This is a genomic window from Halovulum marinum, assembly GCF_009697225.1.
In the GTDB taxonomy this organism is placed as follows: domain Bacteria; phylum Pseudomonadota; class Alphaproteobacteria; order Rhodobacterales; family Rhodobacteraceae; genus Halovulum; species Halovulum marinum.
This window is the reverse complement of the sequence record NZ_WIND01000008.1, coordinates 32,386-50,662: the sequence shown is the minus strand read 5'-3', so window position 1 is coordinate 50,662 and position 18,277 is coordinate 32,386. Positions and strand designations below refer to the sequence as shown.

At 68.2% G+C, this 18,277-nt stretch carries 18 protein-coding genes; 9 read left to right on the top strand and 9 right to left on the bottom strand.

From position 1 onward, the window contains the following. Positions 1-33 precede the first annotated feature (33 nt). Together GE300_RS11705 and GE300_RS11700 are read right to left on the bottom strand one after the other, a co-directional pair. Positions 34-1,191 (bottom strand): ABC transporter substrate-binding protein, encoded by a 1,158-nt coding sequence (locus tag GE300_RS11705; RefSeq protein ID WP_154446757.1) that lies wholly within the window; start codon positions 1,189-1,191, stop codon positions 34-36. Further along, positions 1,181-2,149: a PQQ-dependent catabolism-associated beta-propeller protein gene (locus tag GE300_RS11700; protein WP_154446756.1), complete on the bottom strand. Its 969-nt coding sequence runs from the start codon at positions 2,147-2,149 to the stop codon at positions 1,181-1,183. The genes GE300_RS11705 and GE300_RS11700 overlap by 11 nt, the downstream gene beginning before the upstream one ends. 109 nt (positions 2,150-2,258) lie before the next feature. Here GE300_RS11700 and GE300_RS11695 point away from each other — a divergent pair, with 109 nt between their 5' ends. Together GE300_RS11695 and GE300_RS11690 are read left to right on the top strand one after the other, a co-directional pair. Continuing rightward, entirely contained in the window at positions 2,259-3,959 is a 1,701-nt protein-coding gene (locus tag GE300_RS11695) for a pyrroloquinoline quinone-dependent dehydrogenase (RefSeq protein WP_154446755.1), read from the top strand. 72 nt (positions 3,960-4,031) lie between these two features. After that, positions 4,032-4,598 (top strand): c-type cytochrome, encoded by a 567-nt coding sequence (locus GE300_RS11690; protein WP_154446754.1) that lies wholly within the window; start codon positions 4,032-4,034, stop codon positions 4,596-4,598. Here the strand turns inward: GE300_RS11690 and GE300_RS11685 are convergent. The 3 genes from GE300_RS11685 to GE300_RS11675 all read right to left on the bottom strand — a co-directional run bounded on the left by GE300_RS11685 (position 4,590) and on the right by GE300_RS11675 (position 6,869). Further along, positions 4,590-5,504: an ankyrin repeat domain-containing protein gene (locus tag GE300_RS11685; RefSeq protein ID WP_154446753.1), complete on the bottom strand. Its 915-nt coding sequence runs from the start codon at positions 5,502-5,504 to the stop codon at positions 4,590-4,592. The two genes, GE300_RS11690 and GE300_RS11685, sit on opposite strands and share 9 nt — an antisense overlap. After that, on the bottom strand, positions 5,501-5,914 hold the full coding sequence (locus GE300_RS11680; protein ID WP_154446752.1) for a cupredoxin domain-containing protein: 414 nt from the start codon (positions 5,912-5,914) through the stop codon (positions 5,501-5,503). The genes GE300_RS11685 and GE300_RS11680 overlap by 4 nt, the downstream gene beginning before the upstream one ends. Positions 5,915-6,026: 112 nt before the next feature. After that, complete coding sequence (locus GE300_RS11675) at positions 6,027-6,869, bottom strand: BKACE family enzyme (RefSeq protein ID WP_154446751.1); 843 nt, start codon at positions 6,867-6,869, stop codon at positions 6,027-6,029. Between the two features lie 277 nt (positions 6,870-7,146). Between GE300_RS11675 and GE300_RS11670 the strand changes: the two genes are divergently transcribed. After that, positions 7,147-7,998 carry a shikimate dehydrogenase family protein gene (locus tag GE300_RS11670; protein WP_154446750.1) on the top strand — a complete coding sequence of 284 codons (852 nt, stop codon included), beginning with the start codon at positions 7,147-7,149 and terminating at the stop codon, positions 7,996-7,998. A gap of 36 nt (positions 7,999-8,034) precedes the next feature. Here GE300_RS11670 and GE300_RS11665 read toward each other — a convergent pair whose 3' ends face one another. From GE300_RS11665 to GE300_RS11655, 3 genes are read right to left on the bottom strand one after another with little or no spacing between them, the layout of a single operon-like run. Further along, on the bottom strand, positions 8,035-9,825 hold the full coding sequence (locus GE300_RS11665) for an SLC13 family permease (RefSeq protein WP_325063210.1): 1,791 nt from the start codon (positions 9,823-9,825) through the stop codon (positions 8,035-8,037). Positions 9,826-9,874: 49 nt separating this feature from the next. Then, complete coding sequence (locus GE300_RS11660; protein WP_154446748.1) at positions 9,875-11,260, bottom strand: ATP-binding protein; 1,386 nt, start codon at positions 11,258-11,260, stop codon at positions 9,875-9,877. Further along, positions 11,257-11,976, bottom strand: a complete 720-nt coding sequence (locus tag GE300_RS11655; protein WP_154446747.1) for a response regulator — start codon at positions 11,974-11,976, stop codon at positions 11,257-11,259. Before GE300_RS11655 ends, GE300_RS11660 begins: the two co-directional genes overlap by 4 nt. Before the next feature lie 202 nt (positions 11,977-12,178). Between GE300_RS11655 and GE300_RS11650 the strand changes: the two genes are divergently transcribed. Then, positions 12,179-12,562, top strand: a complete 384-nt coding sequence (locus tag GE300_RS11650) for a hypothetical protein (RefSeq protein ID WP_154446746.1) — start codon at positions 12,179-12,181, stop codon at positions 12,560-12,562. A 109-nt stretch (positions 12,563-12,671) separates the two neighbouring features. On the opposite strand, the gene GE300_RS11645 is transcribed toward GE300_RS11650, so the two are convergent. Beyond that, complete coding sequence (locus GE300_RS11645) at positions 12,672-13,346, bottom strand: GntR family transcriptional regulator (RefSeq protein WP_154446745.1); 675 nt, start codon at positions 13,344-13,346, stop codon at positions 12,672-12,674. A gap of 96 nt (positions 13,347-13,442) precedes the next feature. Between GE300_RS11645 and GE300_RS11640 the strand changes: the two genes are divergently transcribed. From GE300_RS11640 to GE300_RS11620, 5 genes are all read left to right on the top strand, one after another. Continuing rightward, complete coding sequence (locus GE300_RS11640) at positions 13,443-14,519, top strand: 4-hydroxythreonine-4-phosphate dehydrogenase PdxA (RefSeq protein ID WP_154446744.1); 1,077 nt, start codon at positions 13,443-13,445, stop codon at positions 14,517-14,519. 55 nt (positions 14,520-14,574) lie between these two features. Continuing rightward, complete coding sequence (locus GE300_RS11635; RefSeq protein WP_154446743.1) at positions 14,575-15,555, top strand: TRAP transporter substrate-binding protein; 981 nt, start codon at positions 14,575-14,577, stop codon at positions 15,553-15,555. A gap of 61 nt (positions 15,556-15,616) precedes the next feature. After that, positions 15,617-16,174 (top strand): TRAP transporter small permease, encoded by a 558-nt coding sequence (locus tag GE300_RS11630; RefSeq protein WP_233416956.1) that lies wholly within the window; start codon positions 15,617-15,619, stop codon positions 16,172-16,174. Continuing rightward, positions 16,174-17,460 carry a TRAP transporter large permease gene (locus GE300_RS11625; protein WP_154446741.1) on the top strand — a complete coding sequence of 429 codons (1,287 nt, stop codon included), beginning with the start codon at positions 16,174-16,176 and terminating at the stop codon, positions 17,458-17,460. The genes GE300_RS11630 and GE300_RS11625 overlap by 1 nt, the downstream gene beginning before the upstream one ends. Positions 17,461-17,616: 156 nt before the next feature. Further along, positions 17,617-18,252, top strand: a complete 636-nt coding sequence (locus tag GE300_RS11620) for a trimeric intracellular cation channel family protein (RefSeq protein WP_154446740.1) — start codon at positions 17,617-17,619, stop codon at positions 18,250-18,252. Positions 18,253-18,277: the final 25 nt, after the last annotated feature.

Genomic DNA, 18,277 nt, shown 5'->3' with positions numbered 1-18,277 from the left:
GACCGCATCCGAGCATCGTCGTCCTCCATGTTCTCATTGGTCGCACGCGGTCTCGGGGGCGTCGACGCCCAGCGTGTCGAGGGTGTCGATCCGGTGCTCGAACCCGTCGATCGGGGCGCGCGCGATCACCGCGTTGTGCGTCGCCAGCAGCAGCGGTTGGCGCAGTTGCCCGTTCCAGTCCCGGAAGGATCCCGCCGTGCCCTTGTAAAGGTCCAGCGCCATCTCGTCCGACCGGACGAACGCCGCGACGCGCGCGGGATCGGCGCTGCCGACCCGCTGCACCCCCTCGACCAGTGCCCGTACGGCCGCCCAGGCGGCCCAGTCCTCCGAGGTCATGTCCCGATCGGCGATCCGGCGGAAGCGCTGGTTGAGTTGCGGCGCGCCGTAGCGCTCGAAGGTCCAGTGCCAGGCCAGCGGCCGCAGCCCCTCGGCGCCCACGACCGGGCGGGGCAGGTATGTGGCGAACGGCAGATAGCGGCCGAATTCGCCGTCGTTGTCCACCAGCCAGATGACGTCATAGCGGGCATCGCCGGTCAGCAGCGCGATGTTCGACAGATCGCGGCGACGCGGATCGTTGGTCAGCTGGAACGCCCGGTCGGCGGCCAGCGTCAGCCCGAACTTGCCGGCCGCGCGGCGCACCGCATCGGCCTCGCCGGCGTCGGCGGCGTGATCGCCGCTCAGCAGCAGGATCCGCTCCCAGCCGCGCGCGCGCAGGTGCTGCGCCAGCGCGTCCGCCAGCATCGCGGTGCTGGGAACGGTGTGGAGCAGGCCCGGCTTGCAGTCCGCTCCGCGCCAGCGGTCGTCGCGGTCGCGGATGTTGATCGCCAGCCCGGCCGCCTGCGGGACGACGATCGCGGCAAGCTCGTCCGCCGGCAGGTCCAGCAGGATGCCGAGCGCGCCTTCGGCGAACGCGACCCTGGCCGCCTCGGCCGCTTCGCCCGGCGCGACCAGCATTTCCTCCAGCGCGAACTCCACGCCCAGCACGCGGCCGAGGATCCGGCTTTCGCGCATCGCGACCCGCGCGCCGTCCAGCGGGCGCGTCCGGTCGCGCAGCGACAGTCCGGTGTAGACCGGGCGCGGTTCGTAGTGCGGATCGTCCGCAATTCCAAGGTAGACCACGCGCGCGACATCCTGTGCCGCGGTCCCCTGCGCCGCCAGAAGCATGATGACGAGAAAGATCCTAGTGATCATCGATCAGGATGTCGTACGGGACCCTGCCCACGGGAACCGATGTGATCGGAGTGAGCGTGTCGGTGTCGATGATCGTCACGTCGTCCGACAGCCCGTTGGCGACATAGAGCGTGCGCTCGTCGGCGGTCAGTTCCAGGCCCCAGGCGCGCTTGCCCACGAGGATGTAGTCGATGACCTTTCGCGTCGGCACGTCCACCACGGCCACATGGTTTGCGCGACCCAGCGCGACATAGGCGCGGCTGCCGTCGCGGGTGATGACCAGGTCGACCGGCGTGACCTGCTCGGGGCGGAAGCCGGTCGGAAGGAACGGGATGTCGGCGACCAGCTTGAGGGTGCCGACGTCGATGATGTTGACGATCCCGGCCAGTTCGGCCGAGACCCAGAGTTCGGTTTCGTCGGGCGTCAGCGCGAAGCGGCGGGGGCGGGTGTCGACCAGGATGTCGGCGATCACCTCGTCCGCCTCGAGGTCGATCACATGCACCAGGTTGGCAGCCTCGGAGGCGACGAAGACCAGCCGGCCGTCCGAGGTGACCTGCACGCCCTCGGGTTCTTCGCCGGTGTAGTACTCGGTGATGAACTCGCCGGTCTCGACGTCATAGACCGAGGCGGCGGCGTCCTCTTCGTTCGAGACGATCAGCCTGCGTCCGTCGGGATGCAGGTCGAACGTCTCGGGCGCGGCCACGTTGCGGATGCGGCCGATCACCTCGAAGGTGCGGGTGTCGTGGATCGCGATCAGATCGTCATCCGCGCAGCCGACGAAGAACGCCGAGCGGTCGGCGTTGAAATGCACGCCGCGCGGCCGGGCGCAGGTGTCGACGGTCCGTACAACCTGATGGTCGGCGGAAAGTATACTCAGCGTGTCCCCGCGCTCGTTGGGGACGATCGCAAAACCGGTGCCGCCCGCCATCGTCAAGCCTGGCAGGGCCGCCGCCAGCGCGGCGCACAGGAATGTCCGCATCTTTCCTCCCCATGCCGGCGGGCGAACGATACTATCTCGCCGGGCGGCTTTATCGTATCATATATTTCACGTCTGGGATCAATGGACGAAAACTGGGGAGGATCGTTCGATGCACTTGAAGTTTCTAGCTGCCGTGGGGGGCGTCTGTCTGGCGCTGGGGTCGGGTCCGGCTTCGGCGCAGGAGGAGACGTCGGCCAGCACGCTGTACGGCGACCTGCAGCATGTCACGCAGGACATGCTCGAACGTGCCGCCGGGGACGGCAACAATTTCCTGCACACCAACGGGAACTACGAACAGACCCGCTATTACCCGGCTAGCCAGATCAACACCGGCAACGTGCAGAACCTGCGGCCGGCGTGGATCTTCCAGACCGAGGTGGTCGACAGCCTGGAAACCTCGCCGATCGTGGTGAACGGGATCATGTATGTGACCACCTCGTTCAACCATGTGTATGCGCTGGACGCGCGGACGGGGCGGCAGATCTGGCACTACAAGCACCAGATGGGGCCGGTCACCACCTATTGCTGCGGTCCCAACAACCGCGGCGTGGCCGTGTCCGGAGACCGGGTCTTCATGGGCACGCTCGACGCCAAGCTGGTGGCGCTGGACGCCAAGACCGGCAAGCAGTTGTGGGAGACGCAGATCGCCGAGGCCGAACTGGGCTATTCCGAGACCATGGCGCCCACCGTCGTCGACAACATGGTGCTGATCGGCACCAACGGCGGCGAGTACGGCATCCGCGGCTTCGTGAAGGCGTTCGACACCGAAACCGGCGAGGAAATCTGGAACTTCTACACGGTCCCCGAAGACAGCAAGGGGGTGTGGGCGACCCACGACGCGACCGGCCGCGACATGAAGCGCGACATCGAGGCCGAGAAGGCCGCCTACGAGGAAATGGGCGATCCCTACGAGACCCTCGGCGGCGGCGTCTGGCAGAACCCGGCGGTCGACCTGGAAACCCGGCGGATCTATTTCGTCGTGGGCAACCCGTCGCCCGACCTCGACGGGTCGCTGCGGCCGGGCGACAATCTCTATACCGACAGCCTGGTCTCGGTGGATCTGGATAGCGGCGAGTATGTCTGCCACTTCCAGTACATCGCCCACGACGTGTGGGACCTGGACGCTGTCTCGCCGCCGATCATCACCCAGGTGAAGGACGAGGCCGGCAACGACATCAAGGGCATCCTGCATGGCGGCAAGACCGGGTATGTCTACGTCCACGACGCCGAGGACTGCTCGCTGATCCGCTTCTCGGAGCCGATGGTCAGCCAGGAGGGGCGCTGGACGCTGCCGACGGAAGACGGCGCGCGCATGCTGCCCGGCGCGAACGGCGGCGTCGAGTGGTCGCCGATGGCGATCGACCCGAACGAGCGCCTGACCTATGCGATCAACCTGCATCAGCCGATGACCTACACCGTGCGCTCGACGCCGTACCCCGAGGGCAAGCTGTGGCTGGGCGGTTCGTTCGACGTGATCCCCGACGAGGAGCAATGGGGCAACGTCACCGCCGTGGACTACGACACCGGCAAGATCCGCTGGAAGGTCCGCACCGAGCAGCCGATGATCGGCGGCATTCTGGCGACGGCCGGCGGGCTGCTGTTCACCGGTGAGGGCAACGGGCTGTTCAAGGCGTTCGACAGTTCCAACGGTGCCGAGCTGTGGCGCTTCCAGGCCGGGGCCGGCGTCAACGCGCCGCCATCCAGCTATACCGTCGAGGGGCGTCAGTACATCGTCGTCGGCGCCGGCGGCAATGCGCAGTTGAACTACAAGCGCGGCAACAACATCATTGCCTTCACGCTTGCCGATTGAGGCTTGAACGGCCGACGACGGGGCGGGCACGAATTGCCCGCCCCTTCTCGTGCGGCACAACGGGAGTGACCAATGCGAACGATTCTTGGCGGGTTGAGCGCGTGCCTGGCCGCGGGCCCGGGTCTTGCGCAGGACGCCGCCTTCGACGTCGAGGCGGAAGCGCAGATTTGCGCCGGGTGCCACGGCGAGGCCGGGATGCCGGTGGACGAGACCACTCCGATCATCTGGGGGCAGGAGTATTTCTACATCTACACCCAGCTTCGGGATTATGCCGCGGCGCGCAGGGAGCACGAGGTCATGACCGGCATCGCCGCCGAGTACGACCGCGACCAGGCGAAGCAGCTTGCCGAGTATTACGCGGCCAAGGACTGGCCCGCGATCCAGGCCGCCACCGAAGAGGGTGACGCCAGGCTCGCCAACGCCGGTATCACCGGCGGGCAATGCAGTGCCTGCCACGGCAAGTGGGAGGGCGACAGCCGGATCCCCCGCGCCGCCGGGCAGCAGCCGGCCTATCTGGAGCAGACGATGAAGGACTTCAAGAACGAGGTCAGGATGAACGCGCCCGACAAGATATCGACGATGAAACAGCTGGACGACGCGACGATCGAGGCGTTGGCGCGCTATCTCGCCTCACTCTGAGCGGCGGCCGCGAAGAACCGCCCGCACCGCCTCGTCGGCGGCCAGGTCCGCTGCGGTCAGCCCGGCAAGATCGGTTGTCGCAGGCTCCGCGCCGCGCTCGAGCAGGAATGCGGTCATCGCGGCGTTACCCCGGGCCGCGGCGATCATCAGCGGCGTGCGGCCGCGGTCGTCGCGCGCCTCCAGCGCGGCGCCGGCGCCCAGAAGCAGCTCGGCCACCGCGATCCCGTCCCGCGGCGGCGCATCGTTGCTGTGCCCCGCCGCCCACATCAGCGCGGTCAGCCGGTGTCCGCCACGCTGATCGGCTTCGGCGCCGGCAGCGAGCAGCCGCTCGACGGTCGAGCGGAAGGCGCGTCCAGCCGCGTAGGCGAGGGCGGACTTCCCGCTGCGGTCCAGTGCCGACGGCGCCGCGCCCGCCTTCAGAAGCAAGTCGACAAGCCGGTCGTTGCCGTCGAACGCCGCCGCCATCAGCGGCGTCACGCCCTGATCGTCGGCGGCGTCCGCATCGGCACCGCCGGCCAGCAGCTCGGCGACCATCCGGCGCCGGCCGTGCCGGGCCGCCACCATCAGCGGCGTCGCCCCCGCGAGGTTCCGGTGCTCGATCTCGGCCCCGGCCGACAGCAGCTGCGCCGCCACCTCGCGCGCGCCGCGGCCCGCCGCCGTGTTGAGCGGCGTGGCCCCGAACCGGTTGCGGGCATGCGGCGAGGCGCCCTTTGTCAGCAGGTCGGCGGCAAGAGCCGGACAGTCCAGACCGGCCGCCTCGAACAACGCCTCGTTCAGCAGCCGGCCCTCGAGCGGCCCCGGCGCCTGGGTCAGGCGCGCCTCGAGGGCGCGGCAGGGGCGGCTGGCGTCCTGTGCGGCACCGACGCTTGCCCACAGCAACAGCAGCAGTGCCAGCGCGGCCCTCATCTGACCACGAACTCGCCCCGGAAGCCGAGTTCCTCGAGCCCGACCACATAGAACTCGTAGGTGCCTGGGCGGATCGGGACGAACCAGACGTCGATGGTGCCGGCGTCGTCGAACTCGACCGCGTGCAGACCGTACGGCTTCACTTCCTTGTCCTCGACCACCACCTGGTCGACCCAGATCTCGCGGAAGAACTCGGGGGCCACCAGCTTGTATTCCTCCAGCCCGTCGCTCTCGATCCGCCACCGGTAGTAGACGCCGGTCTCGAGCTCGAAGCGGCGCTGCGAAAAGCCCTGCGCCGCATCCAGGACCAGCGGTTCGAGCCTCGTTCCGCGGCGAGTCGGATCGCCTTCGGCGAAGGCGGGTGCGGCCAGTGCGCCGCACAATGCGAACGAGACGAACAGGGGTTTCATTCAGGCGACCTCGCGTGGCTGGCGTGCTGGAAGTGACTGGACCTACGGACGAATGTGTATCATCGCCGCGGCGATCGGGGCAAACCTTCGGTGCCCGGCCATAGCGGCGCGCTCAGGAGCTCGCGGCCGGCCGCAGCCCGAGCAGCCGGCGCGCCTGCGCCGGATCGGCCACCGGCCGTTCGTATCTGTCGCAAAGCCTTGCCGTCCGGCGCACCAGCGCCGCGTTCGACGGCGCCAGCGTGGTCCGGTCCAGCCGAACATTGTCCTCCAGACCCGTCCGCGCATGCCCCCCGCCCGAAATCGCCCAGTCGTTGAGCACGATCTGGTTGGCGCCGACCCCGGCCGCACACCACGGCGCATCGCTGCCGAACAGCCGGTGTACGGTCTTGACGTAGAAGTCGAATACCTCGCGGTCCGCGGGCATCGCGTTCTTCACGCCCATGACGAACTGCACATAGGGCGTGCCGCTGAACTGGCCCCTGTCGGCCATCTCCATGGCCTTGAAGATATGCGACAGATCGAAGGCCTCGATCTCGGGCTTGACGTCGTGCGCCAGCATCTCGGCAGCCAGCCAGTCCACCAGATCCGGCGGGTTCTCGTAGACCCGGGTCGGGAAGTTGTTCGATCCCACCGCCAGCGACGCCATGTCGGGCCCGAGCGGCAGCATCCCGCCGCGCGCCTTGCCCGCGCCCGACCTGCCGCCGGTCGAGAACTGGATGATCATGCCCGGGCAGTGCTTCTCCAGACCCTCTTTCAGGCGGGCGAATTTCTCCGGGTCGGAGCTGGGACTGCCGTCGTCGTTGCGGACGTGGCAATGCGCGATGGCGGCACCGGCCTCGTAGGACTCATGGGTGGATTCGATCTGCTCGTCGACGGTGACGGGCACCGCCGGATTGTCGGACTTTCGCGCCACCGAACCGGTGATCGCGACGCAGATGATGCACGGAGTTGTCATGCCGGCTCCCGGGTTTGCAAAATCATGGTCATTTGATCCCCTTGCGGGCGGGTATGGCAAGGATGCTCGGGAACAAGCGCGAACCGCACCGGTCTTGGGGGCCGGCCTCACCGGCCGCGGCAATGCTGCCCCGTTGTTCTGCCCCGGTGTTCTGCGCCGCATGTTCCGGACAGCTCGCGGACGGCATGCCGTCTGTTCCTTTCGCCGCGCCTGATCTAGACCCGTTGGACGGTGCAGGAAGGCCGCGCGGCGTCGCGGCGGCGAAGGAGTGCTGGCAATGACCGATCGGAGGACGCTGAGGCTGGGCCTGATCGGCGACAATATCGCAGGATCGCACGCGCCGCTGCTGCACCGTCTGGCGGGACGGCAGAACGGGCTCGACGTCTGCTATGACCGGCTGGTTCCCCCCGAGCGGCGCGAGAGTTTCGAGCAGGTGTTCGATGCCTGCGCCTTGGGCGGATATCGCGGGATCAACGTGACCTATCCCTACAAGGAAAGGGCGGTGCGCCATGTACGCATCGACGATCCCGCGGTGCGCGCCATCGGCGCGGTGAACACGGTTCTGTTCGGGCCGGACGGGCCGCGCGGCCACAATACCGATCACACCGGCTTCATGTCCGCCTATCGCACGGGCCGCGGCGGCCGCGCGCCCGGCATCGTGCTGATGATCGGCGCCGGCGGGGTCGGGCGGGCGGTGGCGTTCGGGCTGGCAAAGCTCGGCGCCCGCGAGCTTCGGTTGTCCGACCGGGATCCGGACCGGGCCCAGGCCCTTGCCGCGGCGCTTCGGCCGGTTGCGGGTGGCATGCGGGTCAGCATCTGGGACGAGCCGGAAACCGCTGCCGGCGGGGCGCAGGGTCTGATCAACTGCACGCCGGTCGGCATGGACGGCTACGGCGGCACGCCCCTGCCGAGCGACGCGATGCGGGGTGCCGAATGGGCGTTCGACGCCGTCTATACGCCGGTGGAGACCCGGTTCCTGGTCGACGCCGCCGCCGCGGGGCTTTCGGTGGTTTCCGGGTGGGAGCTGTTCTTTTTCCAGGGCGTGCAGGCCTGGGCACTGTTCTCGGGCGCGCCGCTGGATGAGCGGGCGCTGCGCGCGCAACTTCTGGACCCTGAAACCGCGGTGTGAGCGGCCGGGCATCGCACAGGCCGCAGCGCGGGCGCGCTACGGGGTGAAGGGCCAGATCAGTGGCGCCACCAGGACGGTGACCGCGCCCGCGATGAGGTTCATCGGAATGCCGATCCGCAGAAAATCCCGGAACCGGTAGCCGCCGGCGTTGTAGACCATGGTGTTGGTCTGGTAGCCGATCGGGGTGGCGAAGCTGGCGCTGGCCCCGAACATGACGGCCACGACGAACGGGCGCGGATCGAGTCCCAGCTGCGCCGCCACCCCGGCAGCGAGCGGCGTCATCACCACCGCCACCGCGTTGTTGGTGACCATTTCGGTCAGCAGCGAGGTGATGGCGTAGACCGCTGCCAGGGCCAGCAGCGGGCTGAGCCCCGAAAGCAGCGGTGCAAGCCGGTCGACGATCAGTTGCATCGCCCCGGTATTCTGCAGCGCGCTGCCGATGGTGAGCATCGACACCACCAGCAGCAGCAGCCGGCCGTCCACCGCGCCCATGCCCTCGTCGGCGTCGATGCAGTTGGTCAGCAGCACGACCGCGACGCCGATGATTGCGAGCGGAAGGATCGGCGCCAGGTTCAGCGCGGCGCCGAGCACAACGCCTACGATGGCCGCGACCGCGACCGGCGCCTTCCTGCGCCGGTAGGCCCGCGCGGCAATCGGCGCGAGCAGGGTCAGATCCTCTTCCCGGGCGAGACGTTCGATGTTCGGCGCCGGGCCGTCCAGCAGCACGGTGTCGCCCGCTGCCAGCCGGGTCTCGGCGTCGTTCAGGTCCACCATGGCGCCGCGGTGGTGCGCCGCGACCAGGTAGACGCCATAGGTACGGCGCCAGCCCAGGTCCCGCATCTTCCGGCCCGCGGCTGCTGTATTGGCACCGATGAGAGCCTCGACCACGACGCTGGCTCTGGCCTGCGCCATCTCGGCGCCGGCGATCTCCAGTCCGGCGGTGCCGCGCTCGCGGAAGCCCATCACCTCGGCGTCGGAGGTGTGCAGCACAACGCGGTCCCCGGCGCGGAGTTCTGCCGTGGCGAGATGTAGGCGCAGCGACGCGTCGTCCCGGATCAGGTCGATCACGCGCCCGGACCCCCGCCTGAACTCGGCGACGCCGTCGACGCGCCGGCCGATCAGCGGCGATCCGGTCGGGACGAACAGCTCGACGGTCCAGAACCTGCGGTCGCGCAATCCGGCTGAATCGCCGAGTGCGTACCGGTCGGGCAGCAGCCTCGGGGCCGCGAGTGCCAGGAACCCACCGCCGACAAGGGCGACGACTATGCCCAGCGGCGCGATCTCGAACAGCGTGAACGGGGCCAGGCCGATGTCTCGGGCGACGCCGTCGACCAGCAGGTTGGTCGATGTCCCGATCAGCGAGCAGGTGCCCCCGAGAATGACGACATACGACAGCGGGATCAGCAGCCGCGAGGCGCTGACGCCGATCTCCTTCGCCATCGCGAACATCACCGGTATCAGCACCATCACCACCGGAGTGTTGTTCATGAAGGCGGATGCCGCCGCTGCGGCGACGAAGAACCCGGCGAGAGTCAGGCGGGGATGGGCGGCGACACCGCTGCTGAGGTGCCGGGCCACGAAGTCCAGCACACCGGTGCGCACCAGCGCGGCGCTGAGGACGAACATCGCGCCGATGGTCGCCGGGGCGGGATTGCCGATCGCCCGCAGCACGTCCTCGACGGTCACCAGCCCGAGGAGCAGCGCCGCCGCCGCGCCGCACAACGCAACGACCTCGGCCTCCCGCACCTCGAGCAGGAACACGACGAAGACGCACAGCGTAAGCGCGATCGCGGCAAAGGGGGCGGTGGTGCCGAGGTCAAGGATCACGACGAAACTCCGGGCAGGGGGCGGGAACATGAGGCTGCGACGAGCGGGCTCAGACGGCGAAAATGATCTCGGCAAGCAGACCCGTGCCGGGCCGGTTCGAGAGCCGCAGTTCGCCGCCGTGATCCTCCACCACTGCCTGCGCGATGCTCAGGCCCAGTCCGGTGCCGGGTCGCGCGCCGCCGTGCTGCGTCCGGTTGCCCCGGTGAAACGGCCGCAGCACAGCGGCCATCTCCTGCTCCGGAATGCCGGGTCCGGTGTCGGCGATGCCGACCACGACCTGGCGTCCGCAGCGCCGGACCTGAACATCCGCCTCGTTTCCGTATTTCACCGCATTGTCGATCAGGTTGACGATCGCCCGCTTGACCGCAAGGCGCTTGCACCGGATCACCAGACCGCTTTCGCAGTCGCAGGTGACGGGCGCGCCGCAATCGCCGAGGTCGTCGCAGATGCTGCTGACCAGTGCGCCCAGATCGACGCGCGACTTCTCCTCGCTGTCGTGAGCCGCCCGCGCGTACGACAGGAAGCTGCCGATCGTCGCGTCCATGTCGTCGATCGCGGCCAGGGTCTTCCGCCGTTCGGTGGTCAGCGGCATCATCTCCAGCCGCAGGCGGATCTGCGTCAGCGGTGTCCGCAGATCGTGCGAGATCGCGGCCAGCATCTCGGTCCGGGACTGGATCAGCCGGGTAAGCCGCTGCTGCATCCGGTTGAAGGCCGCGGCCGCGACGGCGACCTCGGCCGGGCCCGTCACGACCAGCGGCGGGCGGAACAGATCCCGGCCAAGCGCCTCGGCGGCCTCGGCGAATCTGGCCAGCGGGCGGGTGACGCGGCCCACCAGCCAGAACGCGACCAGCGCGATGCCCAGGACCGCCGAGACCAGGTTCGCCACCAGCAGTTCGGGCAGCAGCGACTTCGGGGTGTTGAGCGCGCCCAGGAAGTTGATCCATTCGCCTGCCGCGTGCCGGATCGATATCTCCAGCGCCGCGCCGTCTTCCGGAGGATCCAGGCCGGCGGTCGGCGGCGCGGCGGGGGCGGTGGCCTCGAACGTGGGCGGGGCGCTTCTGCTGTCGGCTTTGCCGACAAAGCGGACCCGCATGTCGTGATCCGCGATCCGCGGCAGCTGCGAGCGGAGGTAGGCCGCGATCTCCAATTCCTCGTCGGAGGAAGCCAGCGCGTGCACCGACGGCTCGTCGCCCGACCATACGCGGAACGTGCGGCTGTCCGAGAACTGGATCACGTCGCGGCGCCACGATGGTGGCAGGTCCCGCAGCAGCCGGCTGATGCCCGCCGCACGCTCGGCCAGATCGACCGCTCCGGTCATCTCGATCGCGTCACGCCGGTCCAGCGCGTAGAACAGGTAGCCTGCCACGTGGGACAGCAGGAAGCTGATGATGATGATCGCCGAGGTCTCGCCCCGCATGCTGCGTGCGCGCATCATCGGGCGATATCCGGCGTGAACAGATAGCCGTCTCCCCAGATCGTTCGGATGATGCGGGGTGTTTTCGGGTCGTCGCCGAGCTTGCGGCGCAGGCGGCTGACCTGGATATCGATGCTGCGATCCGAGATCGCCGCCGAGCGCCCGCGCGTCGCGTCGAGCAGTTTCTCGCGCGACAGGGTCACCTGCGGCCAGGTCAGGAATGCCAGCAGAAGCTCGTATTCCGCGCCGCTGAGAAACACCACGACGTCGCTGGCGGAGACCAGCTCGCGTTTCGCAGTGTCGAGGGTCCATCCCTCGAAGCGGATGAAGCGCCCGGAGGGCTCGTTGGCCGGCTGCAGCGCGCCGGCGCTGCGGCGCAGGACCGCCCGGATCCGCGCCAGCAGCTCGCGGCTGTGGAACGGTTTCGCCAGGTAGTCGTCGGCGCCCATCTCCAGCCCCAGCACCCGGTCGAAATCATCGCCCTTCGCGGTCAGCATGATGATCGGCGTGGCGACCGCCTCGCCGCGCAGCGCGCGGCAGAAGCTCAGCCCGTCCTGATCCGGCAGCATGAGGTCGAGGATGATCAGATCGACGTCGGTTGTGCCAAGCTGCTGCCGGGCGCCTGCGACGTTCCATGCGCGGCTGACAGCGTAGTTTTCGCGCATGAGGATGCCGGCGACGAGTTCGCAGATGTCCGGATCGTCGTCCACGACGAGGATGTGTTTTGCCGATGTCATGAGTCTGCCACGTCCCGCGGCGCCGTGCCGCGCGATCCGATCTCATAGCAGAAACGGAAGATTCGCCGCAGCAGATTTTGCGACGCGGTTGCTGCTCCGAGAGCGTGACACAGCTTGTCACAGTTCGACAAAACCGCTGCGAATGCCCGGCCGCGACGTGACCTAGATTGCCCGTACCGACAACAGACCAGGAGGTCGCGAAATGACCTATGCTCAGGACGAGGCTTCGCCCGACGCGGCACTGTTCACGCCGCACCACCGCACGGCCGGCAACGCGCGGAGCGCGGATCGCAACAGTGAATGCGGGCCGGAAACCACCGTCCACGGCTTCGTGCCGGATTGCGGTACCGTCATGGATTTCGTTGCGTACGCGCTGAAGCGGCCGGACCGCCAGCGCGCCTTGGCGGAGCACCTTTGCGCGTTGCAGGCCCGGCAGCAGGCGCGGTTCGCGGCGCTGCCAGCCGACGCAAGACAGGACGACTGGGTTCTGACACGCCACGAGCGGCTTCTTCGGGTCAATCAGGCAAGCCACGACGCGGCCTTGCGGATCGTGCAGCAGATGCGTCAGCCGTCAGTCGCATCCTGAGAACATCGTTTTCGGCGCAGTCACGTTGCCTGTCGAGACGCGCCTATCTGGCGGACCGGTCCTGCCCTCCGGTCCGCATTTTTTTGCGACAGTCGCGCTGGCAAGCGTCTCAGACGATGCTTTTCACCCGGTCCCAGGTATTCGACAGGTGTTGCGCCATGACTTCGCCCAGCGCCTGCCCGTCGCGGCGCGACAGCGCGTCCGCCATCCTCTCGTGCTCGCCGACCGCCGCGGCCCAGTACTCCGGCGAGCGGTTGCCGAGAAAGCGGATCCGCTTCAGCCGCGCCTGGATGTTGCGCTGCATCTCCTGCAGGGTCTCGTTGCCGGTCATCTCGGCCAGGCGCGAGTGGAACTCCTGGTTCAGCTTGTAATAGGGCATCCGCTCGCGCTTTTCGTAGTGCCGCATCATCTCTTCGTGCAGCGCGATCAGCGCCGCGACCTGGGCGTCGCTGGCCCGTTCGCACGCCAGCTGTCCGGCGAGCCTTTCCAGATGCGCCAGAACCTCCAGCATCGAGTGGACGTCCTGCGGCGTCAGCTTCCGGACCACCGCGCCGCGGGACGGGCGGATGATGACCAGCCCCTCGGCCGCCAGCGTGCGCAGCGCCTCGCGGAACGGGGTGCGCGAGACTTCCAGCTGCTCGATCAGCCGGGTTTCGTCGATTCGGCTGCCCGGCTCCAGATAGCCCTCGATGATCAGGTCGCGGATCCGGTTGGCCACCTGATCGTGCAGGGTCTGCTTGCGGATCGCGACCGGCCCGCCCGCCGTCATGCCCAGATCTGCCATGCTGTCTCCGCCTCGCGTCGTTTTCGCCAGTATAGAACCTCTTGCATTGCGCGGCGAGTTTGATCAATGTATTTTGTATACAAGGAGAGAATATACATGATTCATGCCCCCCGAGTCGCCTTCGCCATCGGAGACGCAGGCGGAATCAGCCCCGAGCTCAGCGCGCGCGTGCTGGCCGACGACGAGGCGAATCGTGGCGACATGATCGTGATCGGCGACGCCCGCGTGCTGGCAATGGGCGCCCGTCAGGCCGGGGTGACGCTGGATCTGCCGGTGCTGGCGCCCGGCGGGCTGGTCGAGGGGCTGCCGAACGGCAGTTTCATCGTCGACATGGCCAATTGCGACCCCGGCGCGGTGACCCCGGGCGCCGCCAGCGAGACGACCGGCCGCGCCGCATTGCAGAATTTCGCCGCGGCGCTACGGCTGGCGGCGGTCGGCGTCGCTGGCACGGTGTTCTTCACACCGTTCAACAAGCACGGGATGCGGTTGGCCAAGGCCGACTACGTCGACGAGATCGGGTTCATCAACCAGACCATCGGCGCGACCCGTTCCGGGCGGGAGTTCAACGTGCTGGACGAGGTCTGGAATGCTCGCGTCACCTCGCACATCCCGCTGCGCGACGTGGCGGATGCGCTGACCGAGGATCGCATCTTCGATGCCTTGCGCCTGACCGTCGAGACCATGGAGGGTGCCGGCTTCGAGCGGCCGCGGATCGGCGTCGCGGCGCTGAATCCGCACGCCGGCGACGGGCGCAACTTCGGCGACGAGGACGAGGATATATTGCGTCCGGCGGTCGAGCGCGCTCGCGCCCGGCAGATGGCCGTGACCGGGCCGATCCCCTCGGACACGGTGTTCGTGCGCGCGGTGAAGGGCGAATTCGACGCGGTGATGACGATGTACCATGACCAGGGTCAGATCGCGATGAAGCTGCTGGGATTCGATCGCGGCGTGACGCTGATCGCGGGCTACCCGTTCCCGATCGTCACGCCCGCGCACGGCACCGCCTACGACATCGCGGGGCAGGGCATCGCCGACACCGGCGCGACCTTCAATGCCGTGGCGCTGGGCCGGCGCCTGGCCAGCCGCGGCGCGCCGCGGACGCAGACCGTATCGGCCGCGGATCTGCCGGGCCTGTTCGACGGAAAGGTCGAATTCGCGCCGGTCGCCGGGTGAGATCAGCAACCAGAACCGGCGGCGTGCCCGCCATACACCAAGGGAGGAGACAGCAATGAGACTCGGACACGCGATCTTCGGCGCGGCGGCGCTGGCGCTGTTGGGCGGAGGCGCCACCGCGCAGGAAGAGATCATCTTCGGCATCAGCGCCGCCACCGGCTCGCTGCAGGAGCAGTCGGCCAGCGAGTTCGCGCGGCGCGCGAACGAGAAACTGGGCGATACCGCGGTGGTCAAGGTCTTCGACAGCTCGCAGCTGGGCAAGGACAAGGACATGCTGCAGAAGATCAAGCTGGGCACGATGCACCTGACGCTGCCCTCGTCGATCATGCCCGAAATTGCCTCGGAATATGCGATCTTCGACCTGCCCTTCCTGGTCGCAAACCGCGATCATCTGGCCCGCATCGACGAGACCCTGTTCAAGGATGTGCTGGTGCCGGCCGCCGAGGCGCAGGGATACCGCCCGCTGGCAGTGTGGGAAAACGGGTTCCGCCAGATCACCAACAACGAGCGTCCGATTACCACGCCGGCCGACCTGCAGGGGCTGAAGATCCGCACGCCGAATTCGTCCTGGCGGGTGGCGATGTTCAAGGAATACGGCGCGAATCCCACGCCGATGGCGTTCTCGGAGGTATTCGTCGCGCTGCAGACCGGCGTCATCGACGGGCAGGAGAACCCGCTGACCAACATCGCCGGCGGCAAGCTGGACGAGGTGCAGGAGTATCTGTCGCTGTCCGGGCACATCTACTCGCCCGCCTATCCGACCGTGGGCGTCGCCGCTTTCGAGAAGCTGGACCCCGAGATCCAGCAGGTGCTGACCGAGACCGCGCAGGAGGTGGCGCTGTGGGCGCGCGAGCAGGGGGCCGCACAGGACGGCGAGCTGCTGGAGAAGCTGAAGGCCGGCGGAATGGCGGTCAACGAGACCGACCGGGCCGCCTTCGTCGCGGCGTCCGCGCCGCTCTACGAGAAATTCGCCAGCGAAGTCGAGAACGGGCAGGCGATGATCGACCAGGTGCTGTCGCTGGCCGACGGCTCGTGACACGGAACCGGGGCGCGGCGCGTCCGCGCCCCGTATTCTCTTGCAGGGATTGCGCTCAAAGATGATGGCCCGCCTATCGCGCCTGCTCGACGCCGCCCTTCAGGCCGCGACGATCCTGATGATCGTCGCGCTGGCCTGCATCGTGCTTCTGGGCGTCGCGTTCCGCTACTCCGGCAATTCGCTGATCTGGTACGACGAGGTCGCCGCCGTGCTGCTGGCCTGGATCACCTTCACCGGCGCGGCCCTGGCCGGGCTGCGCAACGCGCACCTCGGCTTCAACGGGCTGCTGTTCGGCCTGCCGATGACCGGGCGCATGGTCTGCTTCTGGCTGGGCGAGGCGATCTTTCTGACCACTTTCGCCGTCACTGCCTGGGCGGGCTGGGCGATCCTGGACATCTTCGGCAACGAGACCATGACCACGCTGCGCTTCGTGCCGCGCAGCTTCGTCCAGGGCATCCTGCCGGTCAGCGCCGCGCTGCTGATCCTCGGCCGCCTTCTGACCCTGCCCGAGCGCCGGGTCGAGGTCCGCGCCGGGCACGACCCCGAGGCGGCCGAGATCGAATACGAGATCGCCCGCGCGGAATCCGAACTTGCACGCGCCAATGCAGGGAATTCCTGATGACCGAGGCCCTGATCCTGCTGGGAATGTTCCTGATGATCGCCATCGGCGTGCCGATCGCGGTCTCGATCCTGGCCAGCGCGCTGGTCGGCGTCTGGCTGCTGAACGGGCACCTCGGCTTTCTGAACGCGGCGCTGTCTCTCTATGACGGCGCCACCAGCTTTCCGCTGATCGCGATCCCGCTGTTCATCCTGGCCGGCGCACTGATGAACACCGGCGGCATCTCGACCCGGCTGATCGGCTTCGTCTCGGCGCTGATCGGCTTCGTCCGCGGCGGGCTGGCGATGGTCAACGTCGGCGTGTCGCTGTTCTTCGCCGAGATCTCGGGCTCGGCCGTCGCCGACGTGGCCGCCACCGGCTCGGTGCTGATCCCGGCAATGAAGAAGAAGGGGTACTCGCCCCGGTTCGCCGCCGCGCTGACCTCGTCGTCGGCGTCGCTGGCGATCATCATCCCGCCGTCGATCCCGATGATCCTTTATGGCGCGCTGTCGGACACCTCGATCGTCCGCCTGTTCGTCGCCGGCATCGTGCCGGGGCTGATCGGGGCTTTCCTGCTGATGGCGCTTTCGTACTATTTCGCCGTCCGCTATGACCTGCCCCGCGAAGAGGGTTTCAGCCTGTGCCGGCTCTGGCAGGCCACCAGGGAGGCGTCCTGGGCGCTGATCCTGCCGGTCATCATCCTGGGCGGCATCTTCGGCGGCATCGTCACCGCGACCGAAGGCGCGGGTCTGGCGGTGCTGTCCGCGCTGATCATCGGCCTGTTCATCTATCGCGAACTGAACTTCGGCCGCCTCTATCACGCGCTGCTCGACGGGGTGAACCAGACCGCGGTGGTCATGCTGCTGGTCGCGGCCTCGGCGGTGCTGGGGCTGTACCTGACCGAGACCGAGCTGCCGCAACGGCTGGCCGCGGGGATCACCGACATCACCACCAACAAGTTCCTGGTGCTGATGATCATCAACGTGTTCCTGCTGTTCGTGGGCATGGTGCTGCACGGCGCCGCCGCGATCATCCTGACGGTGCCGATCTTCATGCCGCTGGTGCACGAGATCGGCATCGACCCGATCCAGTTCGGCATCCTGATCACGCTGAACATCGCCCTCGGCCAGCAGACCCCGCCGGTGGCCAGCGTGCTGATCACCGCCTGCTCGATCGCCCGCACCGACGTGTGGAGCACGACCAAGACCAACCTGCCGTTCATCGCCGTCCTGGTGCTGGTGCTGCTGCTGGTCACCTATGTCCCGGCAGTGCCGCTGTGGCTGGTGGGGGTGTTCTACGGCCCGTGATCCGCGCGCGCTATCACGGCAGCGCCCTCATGCGCTTCCCTGCGGACGGATCGCACCGGCGCTAAAGGCCGATCCCGCCCCCCCCCCCCCGTGGCCTTTGCGCCCCGTTTCGCCTAAGGGCTGGCGACAGCTGCCCACCGGCGATGCGAGGTGCCCATGACTGCCGTCGAGATCCTGGACTACTCCGGCGTGGCGCTGTTCGCCGCGACCGGTGCGCTTGCCGCGTCGCGCAAGCAGCTCGACATCCTCGGGTTCGTGTTCCTCGCCGCGGTGACCGGCACCGGCGGCGGCACGGTCCGCGATCTGGTGTTGGACGTGCCGGTGTTCTGGGTGGCGCAGCCGTTCTACGTCCTGGTCTGCGCCGCGGCGGCGATCTGCCTGTTCTTCGCCGCGCCGCTGGCCGAGTCGCGCTATCGCTGGCTGCTGTGGCTCGACGCGGCGGCGCTGGCGGCCTACGGCGTGTTCGGCGCCTACAAGGGACTGCTGGTATCCGGGTCCCCGATTGTCGCGGTGGTCATGGGGACGCTGACCGGTACGCTGGGCGGCATCCTTCGCGACGTGCTGGTGAACGAGCAGTCGGTGCTGCTGCGCCGCGAGATCTATGTCACCGCGGCGCTGGCGGGCGCGCTGGTCTACGTCGCCGCCGAGGCGCTGGGCGTGGGTCCGCCCGTCTCGGCGGCCGGCGGCTTTGCCGCGGCGTTCGGACTGCGCAGCTGCGCGCTTGCCTTCGACTGGCAGCTGCCGGTGTACAAGTCCCTTCCGGGCCGGCACCCGGACGATTTGCCGCGCTGAGGCGCCGGGGAAGAAGCCCCCAGCC

What these genes read in the sequence shown, in the direction of transcription:
- GE300_RS11670 (WP_154446750.1), top strand. Translation starts at nt 7,147, where the DNA reads ATGACCGATCGGAGGACGCTGAGGCTGGGCCTGATCGGCGACAATATC.
- GE300_RS11640 (WP_154446744.1), top strand. Translation starts at nt 13,443, where the DNA reads ATGATTCATGCCCCCCGAGTCGCCTTCGCCATCGGAGACGCAGGCGGA.
- GE300_RS11680 (WP_154446752.1), bottom strand. Translation starts at nt 5,914, where the DNA reads ATGAAACCCCTGTTCGTCTCGTTCGCATTGTGCGGCGCACTGGCCGCA.
- GE300_RS11630 (WP_233416956.1), top strand. Translation starts at nt 15,617, where the DNA reads ATGATGGCCCGCCTATCGCGCCTGCTCGACGCCGCCCTTCAGGCCGCG.
- GE300_RS11690 (WP_154446754.1), top strand. Translation starts at nt 4,032, where the DNA reads ATGCGAACGATTCTTGGCGGGTTGAGCGCGTGCCTGGCCGCGGGCCCG.
- GE300_RS11675 (WP_154446751.1), bottom strand. Translation starts at nt 6,869, where the DNA reads ATGACAACTCCGTGCATCATCTGCGTCGCGATCACCGGTTCGGTGGCG.
- GE300_RS11635 (WP_154446743.1), top strand. Translation starts at nt 14,575, where the DNA reads ATGAGACTCGGACACGCGATCTTCGGCGCGGCGGCGCTGGCGCTGTTG.
- GE300_RS11655 (WP_154446747.1), bottom strand. Translation starts at nt 11,976, where the DNA reads ATGACATCGGCAAAACACATCCTCGTCGTGGACGACGATCCGGACATC.
- GE300_RS11700 (WP_154446756.1), bottom strand. Translation starts at nt 2,149, where the DNA reads ATGCGGACATTCCTGTGCGCCGCGCTGGCGGCGGCCCTGCCAGGCTTG.
- GE300_RS11645 (WP_154446745.1), bottom strand. Translation starts at nt 13,346, where the DNA reads ATGGCAGATCTGGGCATGACGGCGGGCGGGCCGGTCGCGATCCGCAAG.
- GE300_RS11620 (WP_154446740.1), top strand. Translation starts at nt 17,617, where the DNA reads ATGACTGCCGTCGAGATCCTGGACTACTCCGGCGTGGCGCTGTTCGCC.
- GE300_RS11650 (WP_154446746.1), top strand. Translation starts at nt 12,179, where the DNA reads ATGACCTATGCTCAGGACGAGGCTTCGCCCGACGCGGCACTGTTCACG.
- GE300_RS11685 (WP_154446753.1), bottom strand. Translation starts at nt 5,504, where the DNA reads ATGAGGGCCGCGCTGGCACTGCTGCTGTTGCTGTGGGCAAGCGTCGGT.
- GE300_RS11660 (WP_154446748.1), bottom strand. Translation starts at nt 11,260, where the DNA reads ATGATGCGCGCACGCAGCATGCGGGGCGAGACCTCGGCGATCATCATC.
- GE300_RS11625 (WP_154446741.1), top strand. Translation starts at nt 16,174, where the DNA reads ATGACCGAGGCCCTGATCCTGCTGGGAATGTTCCTGATGATCGCCATC.
- GE300_RS11695 (WP_154446755.1), top strand. Translation starts at nt 2,259, where the DNA reads ATGCACTTGAAGTTTCTAGCTGCCGTGGGGGGCGTCTGTCTGGCGCTG.
- GE300_RS11705 (WP_154446757.1), bottom strand. Translation starts at nt 1,191, where the DNA reads ATGATCACTAGGATCTTTCTCGTCATCATGCTTCTGGCGGCGCAGGGG.